The organism is Glaesserella australis, assembly GCF_003260095.1.
Taxonomy (GTDB): domain Bacteria; phylum Pseudomonadota; class Gammaproteobacteria; order Enterobacterales; family Pasteurellaceae; genus Glaesserella; species Glaesserella australis.
In genome coordinates, this window is sequence record NZ_PTPX01000022.1 from 23876 (window position 1) to 44333 (window position 20458).

The following is a 20458-nucleotide window of genomic DNA, read 5'->3' on the forward strand; positions in this document are numbered from 1 at the left end:
TTCCTTATTTCTAATAAGCTGTTTCAACAGGCAACCCAGCTTTTACCCAGCCTTCAAAGCCACCTTTTACACTATAAACTCGCTCAAATCCCTGTTCAACTAAAAACTGAGCGGTATTACGACTACTTACGCCGTGATAACAACTCACAATCACAGGTTCATCAAAATCATATTCATCTAAAAACTTACCATAACTTTGATTCGTCAAATGAAATGCGCCTTGTGGTCGACTATAACTGAAGCGCATCATATCTCGAATATCAACTAACACAGCCCCTTCATTTTGCATCATTTCCCACGCTTGTTGTGGAGTGATCTCTATAAATGTTTCTTCCATTTAATTTATTACCTCTGTTAAAGAATTGAATGAATATAGTCATTAAATACTTGAATGTAAAGCTATCACTTAAATCAGCAGTATTGAAAAAAATCGAATTTTCTATATAATTAAGAACTATTATCAAATACACTTAATTGTTTTTTATTTCTAAAACTATATAAGGCAAATCCATGGAACAACTTTTCCAATTTTTACAAAGTTATATTGACTACATCATTCTCGGATTACTCGGTTTAATGAGCATTATTCTATTTTCAAAAATTATTGAACGTATACTTTTTTATCGTAAGGTTGATGTAAACCAATATGAAACGATTCAAGAGCTTGAGATCGATCTCACATCTAATCTCACCACGATCTCAACAATCGGCTCTAATGCTCCGTACATTGGGCTACTCGGTACTGTTATCGGTATTTTGTTAACCTTCTATGAACTAGGACATTCTGGTGGCGATATTGATGCAGCATCTATTATGGTTCATTTATCACTCGCATTAAAAGCAACAGCTGTCGGTATTTTAGTTGCAATTCCTGCGATGATGTTCTACAACGGTTTTGGACGTAAAGTAGAAGAAAACAAATTGAAATGGCAAGCTCTGCAAGCACGTAAAGAGAAAGTGTAAGCGGTCACTTTAATCCTAAAATTTGCAAATGAGGTTGCGATGAAAAAATTCGACGAAATTAATATTATCCCTTTTATTGATATTATGTTGGTGCTTTTAGCTATCGTGTTAGTTACAGCATCATTTATTTCTCAAGGAAAAATTCAGGTAAATGTACCTAAAGCATCTACGACACAATCAATGAAAGCAGATGAATTAGCAAAATTACTCACCATCACTGAAAATAATGAATTTTTCTACAATGACAAGCCTATTACAAAAGAGATGCTGAATACTGAAATTGCGACTTGGGATAAAAGCCAAAAAGTGACATTAAAGGTTGATGCATCTGTTGCTTTTGAAAAGTTTGTAGAATTAACCGATCTCCTTGCTGCAAATGAAATTAAGAATGTCGCTATTGTGACGAAAAAAGAGAATACGAAATAGGATGTATATGAAAAAACGTCATTCTCGGATTGGATTAATCAGTTCACTGGCGATACACAGTTCTGTTTTTGCAGGTATTTTTGCTGTCATGCAGATGCCAAAACCGCTTCCACCTACTGAAGAAGTCAGTAGCATCTCTATAGAAATGCTTGCTGCACGTTTAGAACAAGAACAAGTGGCAGTGACCACAGAAGAAATTGTTAAAGAAGAAATAAAAGATATGCCTGAGCCTGAGCCTGAGCCTGAGCCTATAGTAAAGCCTAAAATAGAACCACCAAAACCAAAAGAAAAACCGAAAGAGAAGCCAAAAGATAAACCGAAAGAGAAAGAAAAACCGAAAGAAAAATTAAAAGAGAAACAAAAGGAAAAGCCTAAAGAGAAACCAAAAGTTGAAAAACCGCCAGTTAAAGCCTTAGAAAAAGGGCCTGAAGTCAAACAAGGTATCGTCGCGAAAGCAATTCCGAATGCGACTCAAGGTATGCAAAACCAGCAAGGTATTGCAAATGGCTCACCGAAAGGTAGCGGTACAGTAAATAGTGGCTCGGCAAGTAGTGGAGAAATTAATGCTTATAAAGCGCAGCTACAGCGAACCTTACAACAACGCGCGAATAACGCTTACCCACAAAGAGAAAAAATGATGAGAAAGACAGGAACAGTGACACTTTCCTTCCAATTATCATCAACAGGACAAGTAACAAACGTTCAAGTCATTAACTCATCAGGGAATAGCAATTTAGATGCGGCTGCAGTTAAAGCAGCACAAAGTACGAAAATGAGTTCGCCACCACCAGCTGGTTTCCCGACATCCTTGACTGTTCCTGTCAAATTTTCTATCCAATAGCAAAAAGCCCTTAGTTTTCACTAAGGGCTTACTTATTTAAATCGCCTGTCTTGGCACTGCATTTTGATAGCCAAACTGCCGCCACGCTTCGTACACGACCACCGCAACGGAGTTAGACAAATTCATACTTCGACTGTCTTTGCACATTGGAATGCGGATTTTTTGCGACATTGGTAAGCTATCTAAAATCACTTTGGGAATGCCACGACTTTCAGGGCCGAACATCAGAAAATCGCCCAGTTCGTACTGCACATCACTGTGGTTCGGTTCGCCTTTAGTGGTAAGGGCAAACAGCCGTTTTGGTTTGGCTCGTTCGAGAAAGTCGTCAAAATTTTTGTATTTTTGAATATCAACAAATTCGTGATAATCCAGCCCTGAACGGCGTAATTTTTTGTCGTCCCACGCAAATCCGAGCGGTTCGATCATATGTAAGCGAAAGCCACAGTTAGCACAAAGACGAATGATGTTCCCACTATTTTGTGGGATTTCAGGTTCATATAACACAATATCTAGCATATATTTTAATCAAGTTGGTTAAATAGTGGGGCAAGACCCACCCTACAAACATTATTCAGCGTGTTTCACAATCCAGCAGTTGTGGATATGCGGATTGCGTTCAAAATCAAGGGGTAAGGTTTTGTACGAGATGTTTTCCGCTGTCAGCCCTAGCTCTGCCAAGCCGTCAAAATCCATTTTAAAACCCCGTTTATTGTTGGAGAACACGATAGTGCCGTTGGCGGTTAAAATGCGTTTGAGCTGTTTCATCAAAGTAATATGATCTCGTTGCACGTCCCAGCTGTTTTCCATTCGTTTTGAATTGGAAAAAGTCGGCGGATCAACGAAAATCAGCTCAAACCGCTCACGGCAATCGGCAAGCCATTGCAAGCAGTCCGCTTGGTGCAAGCGGTGATTTCGCAGGGAAATTTGGTTAAGCTCTAAATTCTGCTCCGCCCAATTGAGATAGGTGTTTGACATATCGACAGTGGTAGTCGATTTCGCCCCATTTAACGCAGCGTGAACTGTTGCCGACCCTGTGTAAGCGAACAAATTCAGGAACGTCTTGCCTTTCGCCATTTCGCCGACCATTTTGCGAGTGAGACGGTGGTCAAGGAACAAGCCCGTGTCGAGATAATCGGTCAAATTGACCCACAATTTCGCCCCATATTCATTGACGAAGAAATAATCACCTTTGTTTGCCAACTTCTCGTATTGGTTCGTGCCTTTTTGACGCTGACGCACTTTCAACACCAGCTTATTCGTTTCCACGCCAGTGACATAAAGGGTTGCTGAAACCGCATCTAACAAGCGTTGGCGAGCCTTGTTTTCATCAATGTTTTTCGGAGCGGCATACTCTTGCACCACAATATGATCGCCGTATCTATCCACCGCCAAATTATATTCAGGCAGATCCGCATCGTATAAACGATAAGCGTCCAGCCCTTGCTGTTTCGCCCATTTTTCGATCTTTTTGATATTTTTGGCTAAACGGTTTGCAAAATCAGGGGCAACTTGGGCATTTTGGCTAAATTGCAAATTTTCAGCCAAATCTGACCGCTTGTCCGCATTTTCGCTAATCAAATAGTTTTTCTGCACACACTCAAGCGGTCCGTTCTTCGCCTTAAATTGACGAGCCGAACGCAAACGCAAACAGTTGAGCAGCTCAGGCTCACCGCTAAAAATGGACGCATTCCAACCGGCAAACTGCTGTTTCAAACGTTGTCCAAAGACCGAATACAACGCAATCAGTGCAGGCGTTGTGCCAAGCCGTTCGCCGTAAGGGGGATTACAAATCACCGTACCGACTTGTTCCGTGATCGGATTTTTCAACGCCGACACATCGCCTTGCTGCCATTGGATCAACTCTGCCACCCCCGCATTTTTGGCATTCTGTTTAGCTTTTTGCAACACACGATGATCAAGGTCAAAACCGAAGAACAACACATCATTCCCCTCCCCCTGCTTGCGGGGGGAGGTGCCGAAGGCGGTGGGGGGGACAGCTTCCGCTTCTTTCGCTTCCTGCCAAACGGCTTTCCACAATTCAACTTGATGCCCTTTCCACGCATCAAATCCCCAGTGAATACGATTAATTTGTGGCGCAATGTTAGCGTACATTTGAGCAGCTTCAATCATCAGCGTCCCCGAACCACACATCGGATCGACCAACGGCGTTCCTTTCTGCCAGCCTGAACGCAACACAATCGCCGCCGCCAAGGTCTCACGCAACGGGGCTTTACCCGTTTCTTCACGGTAGCCACGCATATGCAAGGCTTCGCCGCTCAAATCAAGGGAAATCACCAGCTCTTCACGGTTTAAATAGGCGTGCAAACGAATATCAGGGCGGATTTTATCGACCGTTGGACGAGCAAAACCTTTACGCTCAAAGTAATCGACAATGCCGTCTTTTACTCGCATTGCCCCGAATTGCGTGTTGCGAATTTCACGGTTTGTGCCGTTAAAATCGACAAAAAAGGTATCTCGTGGGTCGAAAATACTCAGCCAATCGTAGCCTATAATTGACGCATACAAATCGCTGTCGCTGAAAATTTTGGTCTCAATTAACGGCAGTAAAATCCGAGAAGCCAAGCGACTGTGTAACAAGGCTTGATACGCCCCTTTAAGATCGGTCGTGAAATGTACGCCACCCTGAGCAATTTTGCACTGTGCGAGGCAAATTTGCTCAAGTTCGGCTTTTAACATCTCTTCAAAGCCACGAGCTGCGGTGGCGAAATAGGTGGTTTGGGTCATTGTTATTTTTGTAAGCTAGAAAAAAATTGGGGGAATTATAGCGGAATAATGGTATAAGCGGTGAGATTTCATTATAAATTTGCAAATGTTTATTATAACCCCACCGCTTGTGGTGTTTATTTGTGTATAGTTAGATTGGCTCGTATAAATTTACTCGGCTTAATTCCGCCATTTTCTCCACATACGCCTTCACTTTCGTAGGGAAATTCAACCCTTTCACACAGGTTAAATTGCGTAGCATTGGGAACAGGATAATATCTTCCAAAGAGAGTTTGCCATTGACAGCGTCAGGCGACACAATCAGGCTCTCTAAAGCGGTCAGATCTTGCTCTAATTTTGCAATATATTCCGCTGAACGTGCGAGATTTTCAGCGAAATCGCCGATACTTTCCGTTTTCTTTGTAATGAAATAGTCAATCGCACTTTGAGTTTGATATTCGCCTAAATCAAGCTGAACAAAGCGTGGCAGTAACAGGCGATTGTAGTAGCCACTCACGGTTTTAATCCAAGCATCAATTTCAGGGCGAATGTCATCAGAGAGCATCTTTTCACCATAATGTCCGTCAATATATTTGACGATGTCCAAACTTTCAGGCATTGCTGTGCCATCTTCTTTAATCAAAATCGGCACCACTTTTTTACCAACCAAGCCAACAGGTGTGGCTTCATCATCATTAAGTAACGTTATCAGCTCCACATCAAGTTGCTTTAAGCCAAAAATCATTCTGGCACGCACACAATAAGGGCAGTGATCGAAAATATAGAGTTTCATTGGTTCTCCTTAGTTTAACTGTTGTGCAAAGTATCAAAAATCGTCTCCGCAAGGGCGGCTGAAATCCCTGGCACCGATTGAATTTCTTCAAGGGTAGCGGCTTTCACCCCTTGCATTCCGCCGAGATATTTGAGCAACGCTTGGCGGCGTTTGGCTCCCACGCCTGCAATAGCTTCTAATCCACTTTCGGTAAAGGCTTTTTGGCGTTTTTTGCGGTGTCCGCTGATGGCATGGTTGTGCGACTCATCACGGATATGTTGAATTAAGTGCAACGCTGGGCTGTCGGGTGGAAGATGAATTTCCTTATCCCATTTGCTGATAAGCAAGGTTTCCAAGCCTGCTTTTCGCTCTACGCCTTTTGCCACGCCGATAAGCAACGGCTTTGATTTATCCCATTCCACCTGTAAATTCGCAAAGGTTTCTAACGCTCGGTTTAACTGCCCTTTTCCGCCGTCAATAAAAATAATGTCGGGGATTTTTTCAGGGGGAAGCGGTTTGTCGTAGCGTTTTAACAACGCTTGTTCCATCGCCGCATAATCATCGCCGCCCGTAATGCCTTCAATGTTGAAACGGCGATAATCGGATTTGAGCGGACCATTTTCATCAAACACCACACAAGAAGCGACCGTCTGCTCGCCCATTGTATGACTGATGTCGAAACACTCCATTCTTGCAATTTTTGGCAAAGAAAGCACCGCTTGTAACGCTTCATAACGGGTTTGAATACGAGCGTCTTGCTTGAGTTGCAAAGTTAGAGCCGCTATTGCGTTGGTTTTAGCAAGGGCAAGATAACGGCTTTTTTCGCCACGCACTTTGTCGGTAATGCTCACTTTATGCCCAGCCTGCTCGCCCAACACTTTTTCCAATGCCTCCGCTTCGCTCACGGGGTGATCGATAATAATTTGGTGCGGAATGGTGCGATGCTGGTTCATCTGCAAATAGAATTGACCGATAAAAGTATCGCTCAACTCCGCTAGTTCCGTATGGTTCGGCACTTTAGGGAAATAACTACGACTGCCCAACACCTTGCCTTGTCGCACAAACAGAATATGCACGCAAGCAATGCCGTGCTGATAAGCGATAGAAATGATGTCGAGATCGTCTAGCCGTTCATTCGAGACAAATTGTTTTTCCGTTACCGCTCGCACCTGTTGGATCTGATCCCGAAAACGTGCCGCTGTTTCAAAATCAAGATCCGCCGCAGCCTTTTCCATTTTGGCGATCAGATGTTCGATCACCTGCTGATCTTTGCCCTGCAAAAACAAACGGACATATTCCACCTGTTGATCGTACTCCGCTTGCGAATACACGCCTTCAACGCAAGGGGCAAGGCAACGCCCGATTTGATATTGCAAACAAGGACGAGAACGGTTTTTGTAATAGCTGTCTTCACACTGGCGGATCGGGAAAATTTTTTGCAACAAATTCAAGGTTTCTCGCACCGCTCCTGCATTGGGATAAGGTCCGAAATACTCCCCTGCGATTTTCTTACTACCCCGAAAGCTCGCTAAACGGGGATGTTGATGTTTGGTAAGCAAAATGTAAGGGTAGGATTTATCATCTCGCAACAGCACATTGTATTTCGGCTGGTTTTCCTTGATGTAGTTATGTTCAAGCAGTAGGGCTTCCGTTTCCGAATGGGTGATGGTGGTGTCGATATGAGCAATTTGCGACACTAAGGCTTCCGTTTTGCGACTGGCAAGATTGCTGCGAAAATAGCTCGACAGCCGTTTTTTCAAATCTTTGGCTTTGCCGACATAAATAATCGTGCCTTTCGCATCGTACATACGATAAACCCCAGGGTTATGGGGCGTATCAGCAAGGAATTGTTTGGAATCAAAATCTGACATAAGTTGTAGGGACACACTGCGTGTGTCCATTGAATATCATTTTTGCGTAAATTAAGATTAGGCGGACACACTCAGTGTGTCCCTACGATTTTCTAGGACTTCAACAAACTTCCCTTAGACGCTTTGAGATACTGCAACATCGACCAAATCGTCAAAATCGCCGCAATATAAAGCAAGGCGAAAGCGGTATATTCCATCCAAGGTGCTTGTCGCCACAGCAAACCGCCAAGGGCTAACATCTGTGCGGTGGTTTTTACCTTACCCCAAATAGAGACTGCCACACTTGCCCGCTCACCCAGTTCTGCCATCCATTCACGCAGAGCAGAAATAATAATTTCACGAGCAATCACAATGCCAGCAGGAATACTAATCCACCAAGTATGGTAATACTCCACCACCGAAACCAACGCTATCGCCACCAATACTTTATCTGCCACAGGATCCAAAAATGCCCCGAGACGTGTTGTTTGGTTTAATTTTCGAGCAAGGAAACCGTCAAACCAATCCGTAATTGACGCAATAAAGAAAATGAGTGTGGTAATTTCCGCGGAATATTGAATAGGTAAGTAAAATGCAATAATAAACAGCGGTATCAGAGCAACACGAAATAAGGTTAAATAGGTTGGAATGTTGAGTTTCATTTTTTTATAGGATAGGTAAGAAAATTGTCGATATTTTAGTAAAAGCAACGGAAAGAAGAAAGAGCAAGCGGTCAGTTCCCGATAATTTTTTGCAAAATTTTATCTTGAACTCACCGCTTGTCGATTTACAGACTATTTTTTCTTACTTTTTTGAGATTCTGATTCCATTTTTTCTACACATAAATGGAGAATTTGATCCGCACCTTCTTGAATATATTTATCGTGACGCACTTTATTCGCCTGAAGATCTAACATCGCATCGTGAATCCCTTGCGTAATACTTGGTGCTTGGACTAAGCCCCAACAAGTTGGGCTTAAGCGGTTAAAGTTACCTTGTAATTCTGCTGCGTATAGCACGCCACTGTAATAAGCGTAAACATTATGATCGAGCATACGATTTAATAAACTTGCACGAATCTGTTCAATCGGTAAGCTCACTTTTTTATTAAACCAATCATCAACACCGTGCATAAATGAATCAATATCATAGCTTGCATTAACACGGTCGGCATAAGTCTGCCCCGTTGCACCATAAGCAATCGCATAGGATTTTTGATCGATCTCTGATTCGGATAAACGTTTCCAACCGCTTGTTTTTGAGCTACAAGCCGCCACAAATACTAAGGTAGAAATCACTAATGCCATTTTGAATAAAGATTTCATAACTTACTCCTTATTTCTCTTTATCTAAAAAGTGCTACAATTCTAGCAAATTATTTACTCAATTACTCTAAACTTTTAAGGTAGCACTATGAAACAATATCTCGATCTTTGCCAACGCATTGTTGAGCAAGGCAAATGGGTGGAAAACGAACGCACGGGCAAGCGTTGTTTAACGGTGATTAATGCGGATTTAACCTACGATGTGGCAAGCGGTGAGTTTCCCCTTGTGACCACTCGCAAAAGTTTTTGGAAAGCGGCGATTGCCGAACTGTTGGGCTATATTCGTGGCTACGATAACGCTGCTGATTTCCGTCAGTTAGGCACAAAATCGTGGGACGCTAATGCGAATGAAAATGCCGCTTGGCTGGCAAATCCACACCGTAAAGGCGAAGATGATATGGGCTTGGTTTATGGTGCGGTAGGGCGTAATTTCCCAAAAGTTGGCGGCGGCAGTGTCGATCTATTACGTCAGATTGTCGATGATCTCAAACGTGGCGTAGATAATCGTGGAGAGATTTACACTTTCTATCATCCCGGTGCATTCCATATGGGCTGTTTGCGTCCTTGCTTACACAGTCACCACTTTTCGCTACTAGACGGCACGCTCTATCTGAACAGTACACAACGCTCCGCCGATGTACCGTTAGGCTTAAACTGGAATATGATCCAATGCTACACTTTTTTAGCTTTAATGGCTCAAATCACAGGACATCAAGCTGGGCTGGCTTTCCACAAAATCGTGAATGCACATATTTACGAAGACCAACTCGACTTAATGCGAGATGTACAACTAAAACGTACTCCATTTAAAGCTCCAACGCTGAAAATCAATCCTGACATTAAATCCCTTGAAGACCTAGAAACATGGGTAACGCTGGCTGATTTTGAAGTCGAAGGCTACGAATTTCACCCGAGTATTCAATATCCTTTCTCTGTTTAACTTATCGGGGCAAATTACCTTTGCCCCTTTCTTTTGCGACAAGCGGTCAAATTTCTCACTTTTTTTGCAAAATTGTTAATATCCCACTATTTTTTTATGGAATTTATGGCACAATACACGCCTTTTTAAAAACCATTTTTATTTAAGGGATATAAAATGAAAAAATTTCTTGCACCATTTCTTGTTGGTGGTGTTGCGGCACTTGCAGTTCACTATTTTCAAGGTGATAAAGCCACAACAACAGAAACCGAAAAGCCAACTGAACCAACAACTCAAGTACAACAAAATGATGAACTCGCCTTGGCGACTGTCGTTGCCCCTTGGGAAATTAACAGCCTTGATCCAAACCAAACAGGCGTGATTTTTCAGCGTATGAATTTGGCGGAAACCTTAGTGGAAGCGAATTTGAACGGGGAATTGGTGGCTGGGCTTGCGACAGAATGGGCAAGCAATGATGACGCAACCCTTTGGACATTCAAACTTCGTCCGGATGTGGTGTTCCATAATGGGCAACCGCTCACCGCACAAGCGGTGGCAAATAGCCTAAACATTGCAATGGCAAAACCGGGCGTGTTGCAAAAAGCCTTTATTAAGCACATTCAAGCAGTGAGCGATAGTGAAATTCAGATCGCTTTGAACAAGCCGTTTGTGCCGTTTCCGTCCTTTTTAACTCACTATACCGCCATTATTCTTGCCCCTGAAAGTTATAACGACAAGGGCGAAGTGACACAGCTGATTGGCACGGGGGCGTTTAAGGCAAGTAAAATTGAGCCGCCACAAAAATTGGAAGCGGTGCGTTTTGAGCAGTATTGGGGCAACAAACCGAAATTGTCTCAAGCGAATTACCTAGCCAGCAGCCGTAGCGAAACCCGTATGTTAATGGCACAAAGCGATAAATCGGCGTTGGTGTTCAACCTTGATACCGCAAGCGTTGAGCGTTTGAAAACCGATCCGAATTTGAACCTGACCAGCGTTTCTATCGCTCGAACCATTCAGCTCAAAATGGACGTGGCGAAACCGTTTTTTAATGATTTAGCGGTGCGAAAAGCCTTGAGCGATGCGATTGATCGTAAAGCGATTGCCGAAAATGTGTTGAAAATTGACGGCGGAATGGCAGATCAAATTTTGCCGAAAGCCTTTGCCGATTGGCGAATTGAAGCGGTAACTTCCCAGCCTGATATTGCAAAAATCAAAGCGGATCTGACCGCTCGTGGCTATGAATTTAACAGCGAAGGCAAGCTCACCAAAGACGGCAAGCCGTTTAGTTTCACCTTACGCACCTTTTCTGATCGCCCTGAATTGCCTGTGATTGCGACCATTTTGCAAGCTCAATGGAAGCAGATCGGCGTTGATGTTAATGTATCGGTCGGCAATTTCAGCGAAATCCCAGCAGGACACAAAGACGGCAGTTTGGAAATGGCGTTGTATGCGTTAAATTATGGTAAAACTTTAGACCCATTTGGCGTGATCGTGCAGGATTATGCAAAGAACGGCAGCGATTGGGGCGTAATGAACTGGCAAAATGCGACATTAGACAACGCATTAACCCAACTTGAAACGGAACGTGATCCGCAAAAAGCCAAAGCCTTGAAACAGACCGTGAGCCAAATTATTCACGATGAACTGCCGATTATCCCTGTGGTTTACTATCAACAAAATGTGGTGGCACATAAAGACGTGAAAAATGTCACGCTAGACCCGTTTGAAAGACGGTTCCTTTTGGAGTTGTTGAATAAATAATCAAAATGTAGGGACACACTGCGTGTGTCCGTCAGCTTTCATTGATATTAAACGGACACACTCAGTGTGTCCCTACTTCATTATAAAAAATTTCAAGGATCCCCGTGCTTTCAATTTTATTCAGACGGCTGTCGCAAATTCTGTTGGTGATTTGGTCGGTCGGGACTTTAACTTTTATTTTAACTCGGCAACTTTCGGGTGATATGGCGTATCGCATTGCGGCAAGCCGTTATGGTTACGACCAAACGGACAGTGCGGCGGCGGAAATGGTGCGTGCTGAACTGGGGTTAGATCAACCTTGGTGGCAAACTTACGGCAACTGGTTGTTGGACTTAGTGCAGTTTAATTTGGGCAAATCGTTGGTGACGGGCGATAGCGTATGGCACGAAATTGAACATCAATTCGGGCATACCTTGAGCCTTGCGGTGTTGGCATTGCTGTTGGCTCTGTTGATTGGTCCAACGTTGGGCGTGTTGGCGGCTCGTAAACCTAACGGCGTATTTGACCGCTTGACGTTGGTGTTCAGTAGCCTGTTCCGCTCCGTGCCTGCCTTTATTATTGCAATCGGGCTGATTACGCTCTTTTCGGTGCAACTCAAATGGCTTCCTGCTGGCGGATATGGCAGCTGGTCGCATTTTGTCTTGCCTGCTTTAACACTGGCGATCGGCTTGAGTGCCGTGTCGGTGCGAGTAACACGGCAAGCGATGGTGCAAGTTATGCAATCCGACTACTATCAATTTGCTCAACTCAAAGGCTTGAGCCGTTGGCAAACCTTTGTGCGACACGGCATTGCCAACATCGCAGTGCCAGTGATTGCTTATCACAGTGTTCAGCTGGTTTATTTGATTGAAGGCGTAGTGATTGTCGAAAGCCTGTTTGCGTGGCCGGGCAGCGGACACGCGTTGGTTCACGCCATTATTGCTCGTGATGTGCCAATGATACAAGGCACGGCGTTGGTAATGGGCGGTCTGTTTGTGTTGCTCAATATGTTGGCGGATTTACTCAATGCGTGGATCGATCCCCGTATTCGAGATGGGGGTGTGAGATGAAATTAACTTTCGGACAACGTTGCGGAGCCTTGTTGCTTACGCTGTTACTGACAACGGCGTTTTTGCAACCTTACTTCTACCCGATGGATATTGGCTTTCAAGACTTGAGCAATATGTTGGCAAGCCCTGACAGTGAAAGCTGGCTCGGCACCGATCATCTCGGGCGAGATATGTTCGCCCGCCTTGCCTCAGCAATCCGTCTCTCGTTTGGCTTGTCTCTGTTTAGTGTTGCCTGTGCTTTGTTGGCAGGCTTGCTGTTCGGCATTTTGGCAGGGCTTTTCGGCGGTTGGCTAGACCGCTTGTTTAGCTTTATCTGTGATTTAGTGATGGCTCTGCCCGGTTTATTGCTGATTTTGCTGTTTGCATCCCTTTCACCTGGCTCGTTTTGGACGCTCTATTTAGGCATTGCATTGGTGATTTGGGTGGAATTTTTCCGTGTAGTACGAGCAATCACCAGCACCCTTGCGTCCAGTGCGGAACGGCAATCTTCTCGCTTAATGGGAATGACGTGGTTCTATTGCATTAAACGCCACTTGCTACCACGCCTACTGCCGATGATCGCCACCCTAACCGCTTTTTCTATCGGCAATGCGATTTTAGCCCTTGCCACACTTGGCTTTGTCAGTGTCGGCTTGCGTCCACCCACAGCGGAATTAGGCTTGATGATGACGGAATTATTCCCCTATTACTACCAAGCCCCGTTGATCTTCCTACAACCTGTAATGGCGGTGTTTTTGCTGGTATTGAGTTTACAGTTGTTGGCGGGTAGGGTGAAGTGAGATAAAAAATTATCTAACATTCCCTTCCCCCGTTTACGGGAGGACAAATGCGACAGCATTTGAACGTTGGCTTTGCCAACGACCCGTAGGGTGAGCGAAGCGAATAATGTGCCGAAGGCGGAAGGGGGGATTACAACTAAATACACGCTTTTATTGCCCCCCTCAGCCTTCGGCAGCGCCCCCCGCAAGCAGGGGGAGCGAACGGTATCAATTACATAAACAGAGAAACAAAAGTGCCACTACTAAAAATCCAAAACCTGTGTATTCATACTTTAGACGGAACCGAACTAGTCGAACCCATTAGCCTTAGCCTTGAGAGCGGAAAGAACATCACCATTTTAGGCGAAACAGGATCGGGAAAAAGCCTGTTAATTCAAGGGATTATGGGAGCCTTACCACAAGGCTTAACCGCAAGCGGTGAGATTTTCGTAGAAAATTGCAAAATTGACGAGCAATCCGACCGCTTGCCGCAACTTTGGGGCAAAACCTTAGTGATGTTGCCCCAAGAGCCACGCCGATCCCTTAATCCGCTAATTCGCATTAGCCGACAGCTGTGGGAAAGTTTTCGCTTTGTGGCTGGGCTTAGCCCGAAAAATGCGGAAAAAGCAGGCGAAATTGCCCTGACCCAACTCGGTTTGGCGGACGCTCAACAACGCTATCCGCACCAGCTTTCAGGCGGTATGGCTCAACGGGCGTCCTTTGCGATAGCGACAGCTTCAGGGGGCAAAATTCTGCTTGCCGATGAGCCAACTAAAGGACTTGACCCGAAAAGCAAGCAGGAAGTGATCAACCTACTCAAACAAGCCTATGAAAAGGGCGGCGGTTTGCTGACGATCACCCACGATATTGATGTCGCAACCCAGCTCGGCGGTTATATTTTTGTAATGCGAAAAGGCAAGTTGGTGGAGCAAGGGGAAGCGGAGCAACTGCTCAAGGCTCCGCAACACACTTACACGCAAGCCTTGATTGGAGCCGATCCGCAACATTGGCAACCGTTGCAAAAAATCGCTAAAAACGAACCGCTTGTGTCTGTGAAAAATTTGAGCGTTGCACGTGGCAATCGCACCTTGTTTCAAGGGCTATCCTTTGATCTGCACAAAGGCGAAATTCTTGGTATTGTCGGGCATAGTGGCATAGGCAAAAGTAGCCTTGCTGACGTGCTGTGTGGCTTGTTAAAACAAAAATCGGGCGATGTGATTTGGCACAGCCAGAGCCATAAAAAACACCAAGTGCTGAAGCTCTACCAAGATCCGCCCGAAGCCTTTGCCCCTAATGTGAGCTTGCAAACCTTGTTGGACGATGTGATTGAACACCATCAGTTAGATCGCAGCCAAATCCCAACGCTATTGCAACAACTCGCCCTTTCCCCTGACATTCTGCAACGCAATGCGGAAAATGTGTCAGGCGGTGAGCTACAACGGGTGGCGATTTTGCGAGCCTTGCTGTTAGAGCCTGTTTTGCTGTTTGCCGATGAAGTGACTTCTCGCTTAGACCCTATTACCCAACAGGAAACGATCGCCCTATTAATCGAGCAGTGCCGAGCAAGAAACTGCGGTTTGATTATCGTCAGCCACGATCCGTTTTTGATTGAGCGGAGTTGTGATAAAGTAATCAACCTTGAAAACTATCTTTAAGTCACGACAATGTTTAAGGAAAAACCGATTATTTCAAATCAACATGGGGCATTAGTAATGGCATTCGTGCCGTGTCTTTATGGTATTTTTGCTAGCCATTGGGTTACGGCGCATTTGTGGCTGGGGTTAAGTTGGTTCTTTGTTTATCTCTTTTCTTATCCTTTTTTAGCGATTTTCAGCAAAAAGAATAATGAAAAATATAAACGTTGGGCGATGATTTATGCATTGATGAGTGCCTTATTTGCCTTTCCGCTACTCTTAAGCCATTTTGCCGTATTGCAATTTTTATTGCCGATCTTACCGCTTGTCTTAGTGCAAATACATTATGCTAAGCAAAAAGATGAACGTAATTTATGGAATGATATTGCGGGTATTCTCACCTTCGGCATAATTGGCATGGCGAGTTTTTACTTAGCGACAGCGCAATATCATGTTGAGATATTGCTTCACCCTACGCTCTTTTTTATTGCAACTACTTTATATGTGAAAAGTGTGGCAAGGGAACGCAAAAATCCCCGTTATCATCAACTGAGTTTAATTGCTCACATTGTGCTTGGGCTAGGCTACTTTGCACTAGGCTCTTATGGGATTTTTATTGCTTACTTGGTAGGACTTCTCAGAGCCATCATCGTGCCGAAAAAGGATTTGAATATTAAACAGGTCGGTATGCTGGAATTTGCTGTGGTGGCTGTTTTTGTCTTGGGGCTTTGTTTTTCAGTATAAGAAGATATTCAGTCAACTCCCCCCTTCCCCGCCGTTGGCGGTACTTCCCCCGTAAACGGGGGAAGCATAAATTAATAATCTAACTCATCTTTATGTAGCTGATAATCTGCTTTTAAAGCATGAATTAATTCAACAAAATCATCAGGTAACGGCGCGTGCCATTCCATTAATTCATTTGTAATAGGGTGATGTAAACGCAACATTGCCGCATGTAGTGCTTGGCGTTTGAAATTACGTAATACATCCAAAAACTCAGGCGTTGCGCCTTTTGGTGGACATGGACGACCGCCGTAAAGTTGATCACCAAGCAGTGGGTGCGCAATATGTGCCATGTGTACACGAATTTGGTGTGTTCGCCCTGTTTCTAAGCGTAAACGCAAACGGGTGTAGTTACGGAAACGCTCCATAATACGATAGTGAGTCACCGCAGGTTTGCCCATTGGGTGAACAGCCATTGCCGTACGTTTAGTTGGATGACGAGCCATCGGCTCATCAACTTTACCACCTTGGGTCATAATTCCACTGGCAACCGCTTCATATTCACGAGTAATCTCCCGTTTTTGTAATGCCGTGACTAAATGGGTTTGGGCGGGAATCGTTTTTGCGATAACCATCAAACCTGTCGTGTCTTTATCCAAGCGATGCACAATGCCCGCACGTGGCACTTCGGCAATTTGTGGATAATGGTGCAATAAGGCATTCAGTACGGTGCCGTCAGGGTTTCCTGCACCGGGGTGAACCACCAAATCTACAGGCTTGTTAATCACCAAAATATCATCATCTTCATAAACGATATTTAACGGAATATCTTGTGGCTCAAAACGAACTTCTTCTTCCACTTCTGCTTGAATCTCAATCAACTCTCCGCCAAAAACTTTTTCACGGGCTTTGTTGACTATCTTGCCATTTACGGAGACTTGCTCATTTTCAATCCACACTTTAATGCGTGAACGTGAATAATCGGGGAATAATTGCGCAAGGGCTTGGTCTAATCTTGCGCCTAATAAATCTGAAGTAACTTCAGTTTGTAGGGTAATTTGTTGAGTCATTAATGATAAAATTCCAAATTATGTTTTCTTCTTGAGTGATGTTCTATAAAATAGTAGCATTTTTCGTATGAACTTTGCGAATAATACTAAGTCATATAGCATTGTACATTAACTTTAAGCTCGCAGACACTTTTTATAGGTAAAATCATTATGCGTAAACTTTCTTCTGTTGCTTCACTTATCCTTGCAGGACTTCTTCTTGTCGGCTGCTCTGGTTCTTCTAAAGAAAATGAATTTGCAGGTATTCCTGCACAAGATCTCTACAGCAAAGGTCAATCCTTCCTTCAAGAAGGCGATTATACTAATGCAATTCGCTATTTAGATGCAGTTGATGTAAAAGCAAATCAAGGAGCTTACGGTGAACAAGTTCAGCTTAGCTTAATTTATTCAAACTATAAATTAGGAGAATATCATAAAGCATTAGACACAGCAGAACGTTTTGTTCGTGCGTATCCGAATAGTGCAAGTATGGACTATGTTTACTATCTTGCGGCTCTTAGCAATGCTCGTCTAAGCGATAATTGGATTCAAGATTTCTTTGGTGTAAACCGTTCTTCTCGTGCGGTGGATAGTGTGCGTAATGCTTATGGTAGCTTCCAAACTATCGTTCAACATTATCCACAAAGCCAATATGTGCAAGATGCACAAAATTGGATGGCTTATTTACTTAATCGCTTAGCAGAGCACGAACTAAAAATCGCCGAATTTTATATGGAACGCGATGCTTATGTTGCTGTCGCTGAACGTGTTGAAGAGATGATGCGTATTTATCCAAATAGCAAGGCAACTTATGAAGCATTACCTTTATTACAACAATCCTTTGAAGCCATGGGGATTCAAGATTCAGCGCAGAAAGTTGCTGCCATGATTGAAGCTAATAAAAATAAAGAATTTCCGAGTGTTAGTAAACCTGAATATGGTGAACAATTTTAATCACTTACTTTCTAGTATTCAGCATTATAGCTAAACACATTTCAAGCGGTCAGTTAATTCTAAAAATTTGTAAATTTTTAAACATAACTGACCGCTTATGCTTTTCAGATTCCCTATCCCCCTAATTTCAAGTAAAATACCTGCCAATTTTTGTCAGAAAAGGAATGTATATGTCCACGCAATTTGTTTATACGATGCACCGAGTAGGTAAGGTTGTCCCGCCGAAACGTCATATTCTTAAAGATATTTCTTTGAGCTTCTTCCCAGGAGCGAAAATCGGGGTACTCGGCTTAAATGGTGCGGGTAAATCGACTTTATTACGCATTATGGCGGGGATCGATAAAGAGATCGAAGGGGAAGCTCGCCCACAACCAGGGATCAAAATCGGCTATCTCCCACAAGAGCCAAAACTCGAACCACAACAAACTGTACGTGAAGCGATTGAAGAAGCCGTTGCTGAAGTTAGCCAAGCCTTAAAACGTTTAGATGAAGTTTATGCTGCTTATGCCGATGAAAATGCGGATTTCGATAAACTTGCCGCAGAACAAGCTCAATTAGAAGCCATTATTCAAGCCCACGATGGTCACAATTTGGATAACCAACTTGAGCGTGCTGCAGATGCATTACGTTTACCTGATTGGGACGCTAAAATCGAACATCTTTCAGGGGGCGAACGCCGTCGTGTGGCACTTTGCCGTCTGTTGCTTGAAAAACCAGATATGTTGTTATTAGACGAACCGACCAACCACTTAGACGCAGAGTCTGTGGCGTGGTTAGAACGTTTCTTACACGACTACGAAGGCACTGTAGTGGCAATCACCCACGACCGTTACTTCTTAGACAACGTTGCAGGTTGGATCTTAGAGCTTGACCGTGGCGAGGGTATTCCTTGGGAAGGTAACTACTCTTCTTGGTTAGAGCAGAAAGAGAAACGCTTAGAGCAAGAGCAAGCAGCGGAAAATGCACGCCAAAAATCGATTGCGAAAGAGTTGGAATGGGTGCGTCAAAATCCGAAAGGTCGCCAAGCGAAAAGCAAGGCGCGTATGGCTCGCTTTGAAGAACTTAACTCTGGCGAATACCAAAAACGTAACGAAACCAACGAACTCTTTATTCCACCTGGTCCACGCTTAGGCGATAAAGTGATTGAAGTAAGCAACTTAACCAAGTCTTACGGCGACCGCACTTTAATTGATAATCTCTCTTTCAGTATTCCGAAAGGGGCGATTGTGGGGATTATCGGGGCGAACGGTGCAGGTAAATCGACCTTATTCCGTATGCTTTCAGGTCAAGAACAAGCAGATAGTGGCTCAATCGTAATGGGCGAAACTGTGGTGTTAGCGTCAGTGGATCAGTTCCGTGATGCAATGGACGATAAGAAAACCGTGTGGGAAGAAGTGTCAAACGGTCAAGATATTTTGACTATCGGCAACTTTGAAATCCCAAGCCGTGCTTATGTTGGACGCTTTAACTTTAAAGGCGTTGATCAACAAAAACGTGTCGGCGAATTATCAGGCGGTGAACGTGGTCGTTTACACTTGGCGAAATTGTTACAAGCGGGTGGAAACGTCTTATTATTAGACGAACCGACCAACGATTTAGACGTAGAAACCTTGCGTGCATTAGAAAATGCGATCTTAGAATTCCCAGGCTGTGCGATGGTGATTTCCCACGACCGTTGGTTCTTAGACCGTATCGCAACGCACATTTTAGACTACGGCGATGAAGGCAAAGTCACCTTCTACGAAGGTAACTTCTCTGACTACGAAGAGTGGAAGAAGAAAACCTTTGGCGCAGAAGCCACTCAGCCACATCGTATGAAATATAAACGTATTGCGAAATAATTTTTAATTAATGAGGTAAAAAATGGAAACGATTGAAAGAATCCAAAAACAAATCAGCGAAAACCCTATTCTTTTATATATGAAAGGTTCACCAAAATTCCCATCTTGCGGTTTCTCTGCTCGTGCAGTGGAAGCAGTGATTAACTGCCAAGTGCCATTTGGTTATGTAGATATTCTATCTAACCCAGATATTCGTGCTGAGTTACCAAAATACGCAAACTGGCCAACTTTCCCACAATTATGGGTGGAAGGTGAATTAATCGGTGGTTGTGATATCGTATTAGAGATGGCACAAAAAGGTGAATTACAAAAGCTATTAAAAGAAGTGGCAGAAAGACATCCTGCATAATAAATAGAGATAAGCTAATACAAGAAATTTTAAACCTCTCGTTTTAGTTACATTGATACCCTTAACCCTTGTGGTTAAGGGTATATTTTTAGACTAAAATTAACTACTTTCAGTTTTAATAATTATTCTTACTTCCTTTCCTACATTGATTAATAATTTTCCAATGTTCTTACTACATAATAAACCAAACAATACATTTGTCTCATTTGAAAAAGGGTTAAATTAATAATTAAGGTTTAAATATTAGTTTTGCGAAGAATTTAAAAGTGGCAGTGGGTAAGCCCCTTAATCAAGACAAGCGGTCAGATATTTTCCATCATTTGTAAAACCTTTCCCCAATCTCCCCGCTTGTCTACCCACCTTCTTGCTTTTCGTCTACTATGTTTCCCCATCCCCAAACGCAAAAAACCGCAAGCTATCTCTAACTTGCGGTTTTCTTTGGTATAAAACCCTGATGGTGCCCTACTCTCACATAGGGAAACCCCACACTACCATCGGCGTTACTGCGTTTCACTTCTGA

Annotated in this window: 20 protein-coding genes; 12 read left to right on the forward strand and 8 right to left on the reverse strand. The window is 43.6% G+C overall.

Annotation, left to right across the window (positions count from 1 at the left end; genetic code table 11):
- Positions 1 to 10: 10 nt before the first annotated feature.
- A complete protein-coding gene (glpE, locus tag C5N92_RS11045; RefSeq protein ID WP_111750894.1) occupies positions 11 to 337 on the reverse strand; it encodes a thiosulfate sulfurtransferase GlpE in 327 nt (108 codons plus the stop codon).
- 173 nt (positions 338 to 510) lie between these two features.
- On the opposite strand from glpE, the gene exbB reads away from it, so the two are divergent.
- Genes exbB through C5N92_RS11060 form a run of 3 tightly spaced genes read left to right on the forward strand, consistent with a single transcriptional unit; the run spans position 511 to position 2230 of the window.
- Positions 511 to 963 carry a TonB-system energizer ExbB gene (gene exbB / locus C5N92_RS11050; protein WP_111750895.1) on the forward strand — a complete coding sequence of 151 codons (453 nt, stop codon included), beginning with the start codon at positions 511 to 513 and terminating at the stop codon, positions 961 to 963.
- 39 nt (positions 964 to 1002) lie between these two features.
- The gene (gene exbD, locus C5N92_RS11055) at positions 1003 to 1389 is read left to right on the forward strand and encodes a TonB system transport protein ExbD (RefSeq protein ID WP_111750896.1); all 387 of its coding nucleotides are present in this window, start codon (positions 1003 to 1005) and stop codon (positions 1387 to 1389) included.
- A 7-nt stretch (positions 1390 to 1396) separates the two neighbouring features.
- Positions 1397 to 2230, forward strand: coding sequence for an energy transducer TonB family protein (locus C5N92_RS11060; protein WP_111750897.1), 834 nt, complete (start codon positions 1397 to 1399; stop codon positions 2228 to 2230).
- 36 nt (positions 2231 to 2266) lie between these two features.
- On the opposite strand, the gene trmL is transcribed toward C5N92_RS11060, so the two are convergent.
- The 6 genes from trmL to C5N92_RS11090 all read right to left on the reverse strand — a co-directional run bounded on the left by trmL (position 2267) and on the right by C5N92_RS11090 (position 8901).
- Positions 2267 to 2746, reverse strand: a complete 480-nt coding sequence (trmL, locus tag C5N92_RS11065; protein ID WP_111750898.1) for a tRNA (uridine(34)/cytosine(34)/5-carboxymethylaminomethyluridine(34)-2'-O)-methyltransferase TrmL — start codon at positions 2744 to 2746, stop codon at positions 2267 to 2269.
- 51 nt (positions 2747 to 2797) lie between these two features.
- A complete protein-coding gene (rlmKL, locus tag C5N92_RS11070) occupies positions 2798 to 4975 on the reverse strand; it encodes a bifunctional 23S rRNA (guanine(2069)-N(7))-methyltransferase RlmK/23S rRNA (guanine(2445)-N(2))-methyltransferase RlmL (RefSeq protein WP_111750899.1) in 2178 nt (725 codons plus the stop codon).
- A 130-nt stretch (positions 4976 to 5105) separates the two neighbouring features.
- Positions 5106 to 5747, reverse strand: coding sequence for a glutaredoxin 2 (gene grxB, locus C5N92_RS11075; protein ID WP_111750900.1), 642 nt, complete (start codon positions 5745 to 5747; stop codon positions 5106 to 5108).
- Positions 5748 to 5761: 14 nt separating this feature from the next.
- Positions 5762 to 7597: an excinuclease ABC subunit UvrC gene (gene uvrC, locus C5N92_RS11080; protein ID WP_111750914.1), complete on the reverse strand. Its 1836-nt coding sequence runs from the start codon at positions 7595 to 7597 to the stop codon at positions 5762 to 5764.
- Positions 7598 to 7689: 92 nt separating this feature from the next.
- Positions 7690 to 8238, reverse strand: a complete 549-nt coding sequence (gene pgsA / locus C5N92_RS11085) for a CDP-diacylglycerol--glycerol-3-phosphate 3-phosphatidyltransferase (RefSeq protein WP_111750901.1) — start codon at positions 8236 to 8238, stop codon at positions 7690 to 7692.
- 132 nt (positions 8239 to 8370) lie between these two features.
- Positions 8371 to 8901 carry a hypothetical protein gene (locus C5N92_RS11090; RefSeq protein ID WP_111750902.1) on the reverse strand — a complete coding sequence of 177 codons (531 nt, stop codon included), beginning with the start codon at positions 8899 to 8901 and terminating at the stop codon, positions 8371 to 8373.
- 88 nt (positions 8902 to 8989) lie between these two features.
- Here C5N92_RS11090 and C5N92_RS11095 point away from each other — a divergent pair, with 88 nt between their 5' ends.
- From C5N92_RS11095 to C5N92_RS11120, 6 genes are all read left to right on the forward strand, one after another.
- Positions 8990 to 9841 carry a thymidylate synthase gene (locus C5N92_RS11095; RefSeq protein ID WP_111750903.1) on the forward strand — a complete coding sequence of 284 codons (852 nt, stop codon included), beginning with the start codon at positions 8990 to 8992 and terminating at the stop codon, positions 9839 to 9841.
- A 156-nt stretch (positions 9842 to 9997) separates the two neighbouring features.
- The gene (locus C5N92_RS11100; protein ID WP_111750904.1) at positions 9998 to 11581 is read left to right on the forward strand and encodes an ABC transporter substrate-binding protein; all 1584 of its coding nucleotides are present in this window, start codon (positions 9998 to 10000) and stop codon (positions 11579 to 11581) included.
- Between the two features lie 104 nt (positions 11582 to 11685).
- Complete coding sequence (locus C5N92_RS11105) at positions 11686 to 12630, forward strand: ABC transporter permease (protein WP_111750905.1); 945 nt, start codon at positions 11686 to 11688, stop codon at positions 12628 to 12630.
- Entirely contained in the window at positions 12627 to 13409 is a 783-nt protein-coding gene (locus C5N92_RS11110) for an ABC transporter permease (RefSeq protein ID WP_111750906.1), read from the forward strand. The genes C5N92_RS11105 and C5N92_RS11110 overlap by 4 nt, the downstream gene beginning before the upstream one ends.
- A gap of 233 nt (positions 13410 to 13642) precedes the next feature.
- Positions 13643 to 15043, forward strand: coding sequence for an ABC transporter ATP-binding protein (locus C5N92_RS11115; protein ID WP_111750907.1), 1401 nt, complete (start codon positions 13643 to 13645; stop codon positions 15041 to 15043).
- A gap of 9 nt (positions 15044 to 15052) precedes the next feature.
- On the forward strand, positions 15053 to 15766 hold the full coding sequence (locus tag C5N92_RS11120) for a YwiC-like family protein (protein WP_111750908.1): 714 nt from the start codon (positions 15053 to 15055) through the stop codon (positions 15764 to 15766).
- Between the two features lie 71 nt (positions 15767 to 15837).
- Here the strand turns inward: C5N92_RS11120 and rluD are convergent, their stop codons facing one another.
- A complete protein-coding gene (rluD, locus tag C5N92_RS11125; protein WP_111750909.1) occupies positions 15838 to 16815 on the reverse strand; it encodes a 23S rRNA pseudouridine(1911/1915/1917) synthase RluD in 978 nt (325 codons plus the stop codon).
- A 150-nt stretch (positions 16816 to 16965) separates the two neighbouring features.
- Here rluD and C5N92_RS11130 point away from each other — a divergent pair, with 150 nt between their 5' ends.
- The 3 genes from C5N92_RS11130 (at position 16966) to grxD (ending at position 19938) form a co-directional block, all read left to right on the forward strand.
- Entirely contained in the window at positions 16966 to 17748 is a 783-nt protein-coding gene (locus tag C5N92_RS11130; protein WP_111750910.1) for an outer membrane protein assembly factor BamD, read from the forward strand.
- Between the two features lie 170 nt (positions 17749 to 17918).
- Positions 17919 to 19589, forward strand: a complete 1671-nt coding sequence (ettA, locus tag C5N92_RS11135; protein WP_111750911.1) for an energy-dependent translational throttle protein EttA — start codon at positions 17919 to 17921, stop codon at positions 19587 to 19589.
- A gap of 22 nt (positions 19590 to 19611) precedes the next feature.
- The gene (gene grxD / locus C5N92_RS11140; RefSeq protein WP_111750912.1) at positions 19612 to 19938 is read left to right on the forward strand and encodes a Grx4 family monothiol glutaredoxin; all 327 of its coding nucleotides are present in this window, start codon (positions 19612 to 19614) and stop codon (positions 19936 to 19938) included.
- Positions 19939 to 20458: the final 520 nt, after the last annotated feature.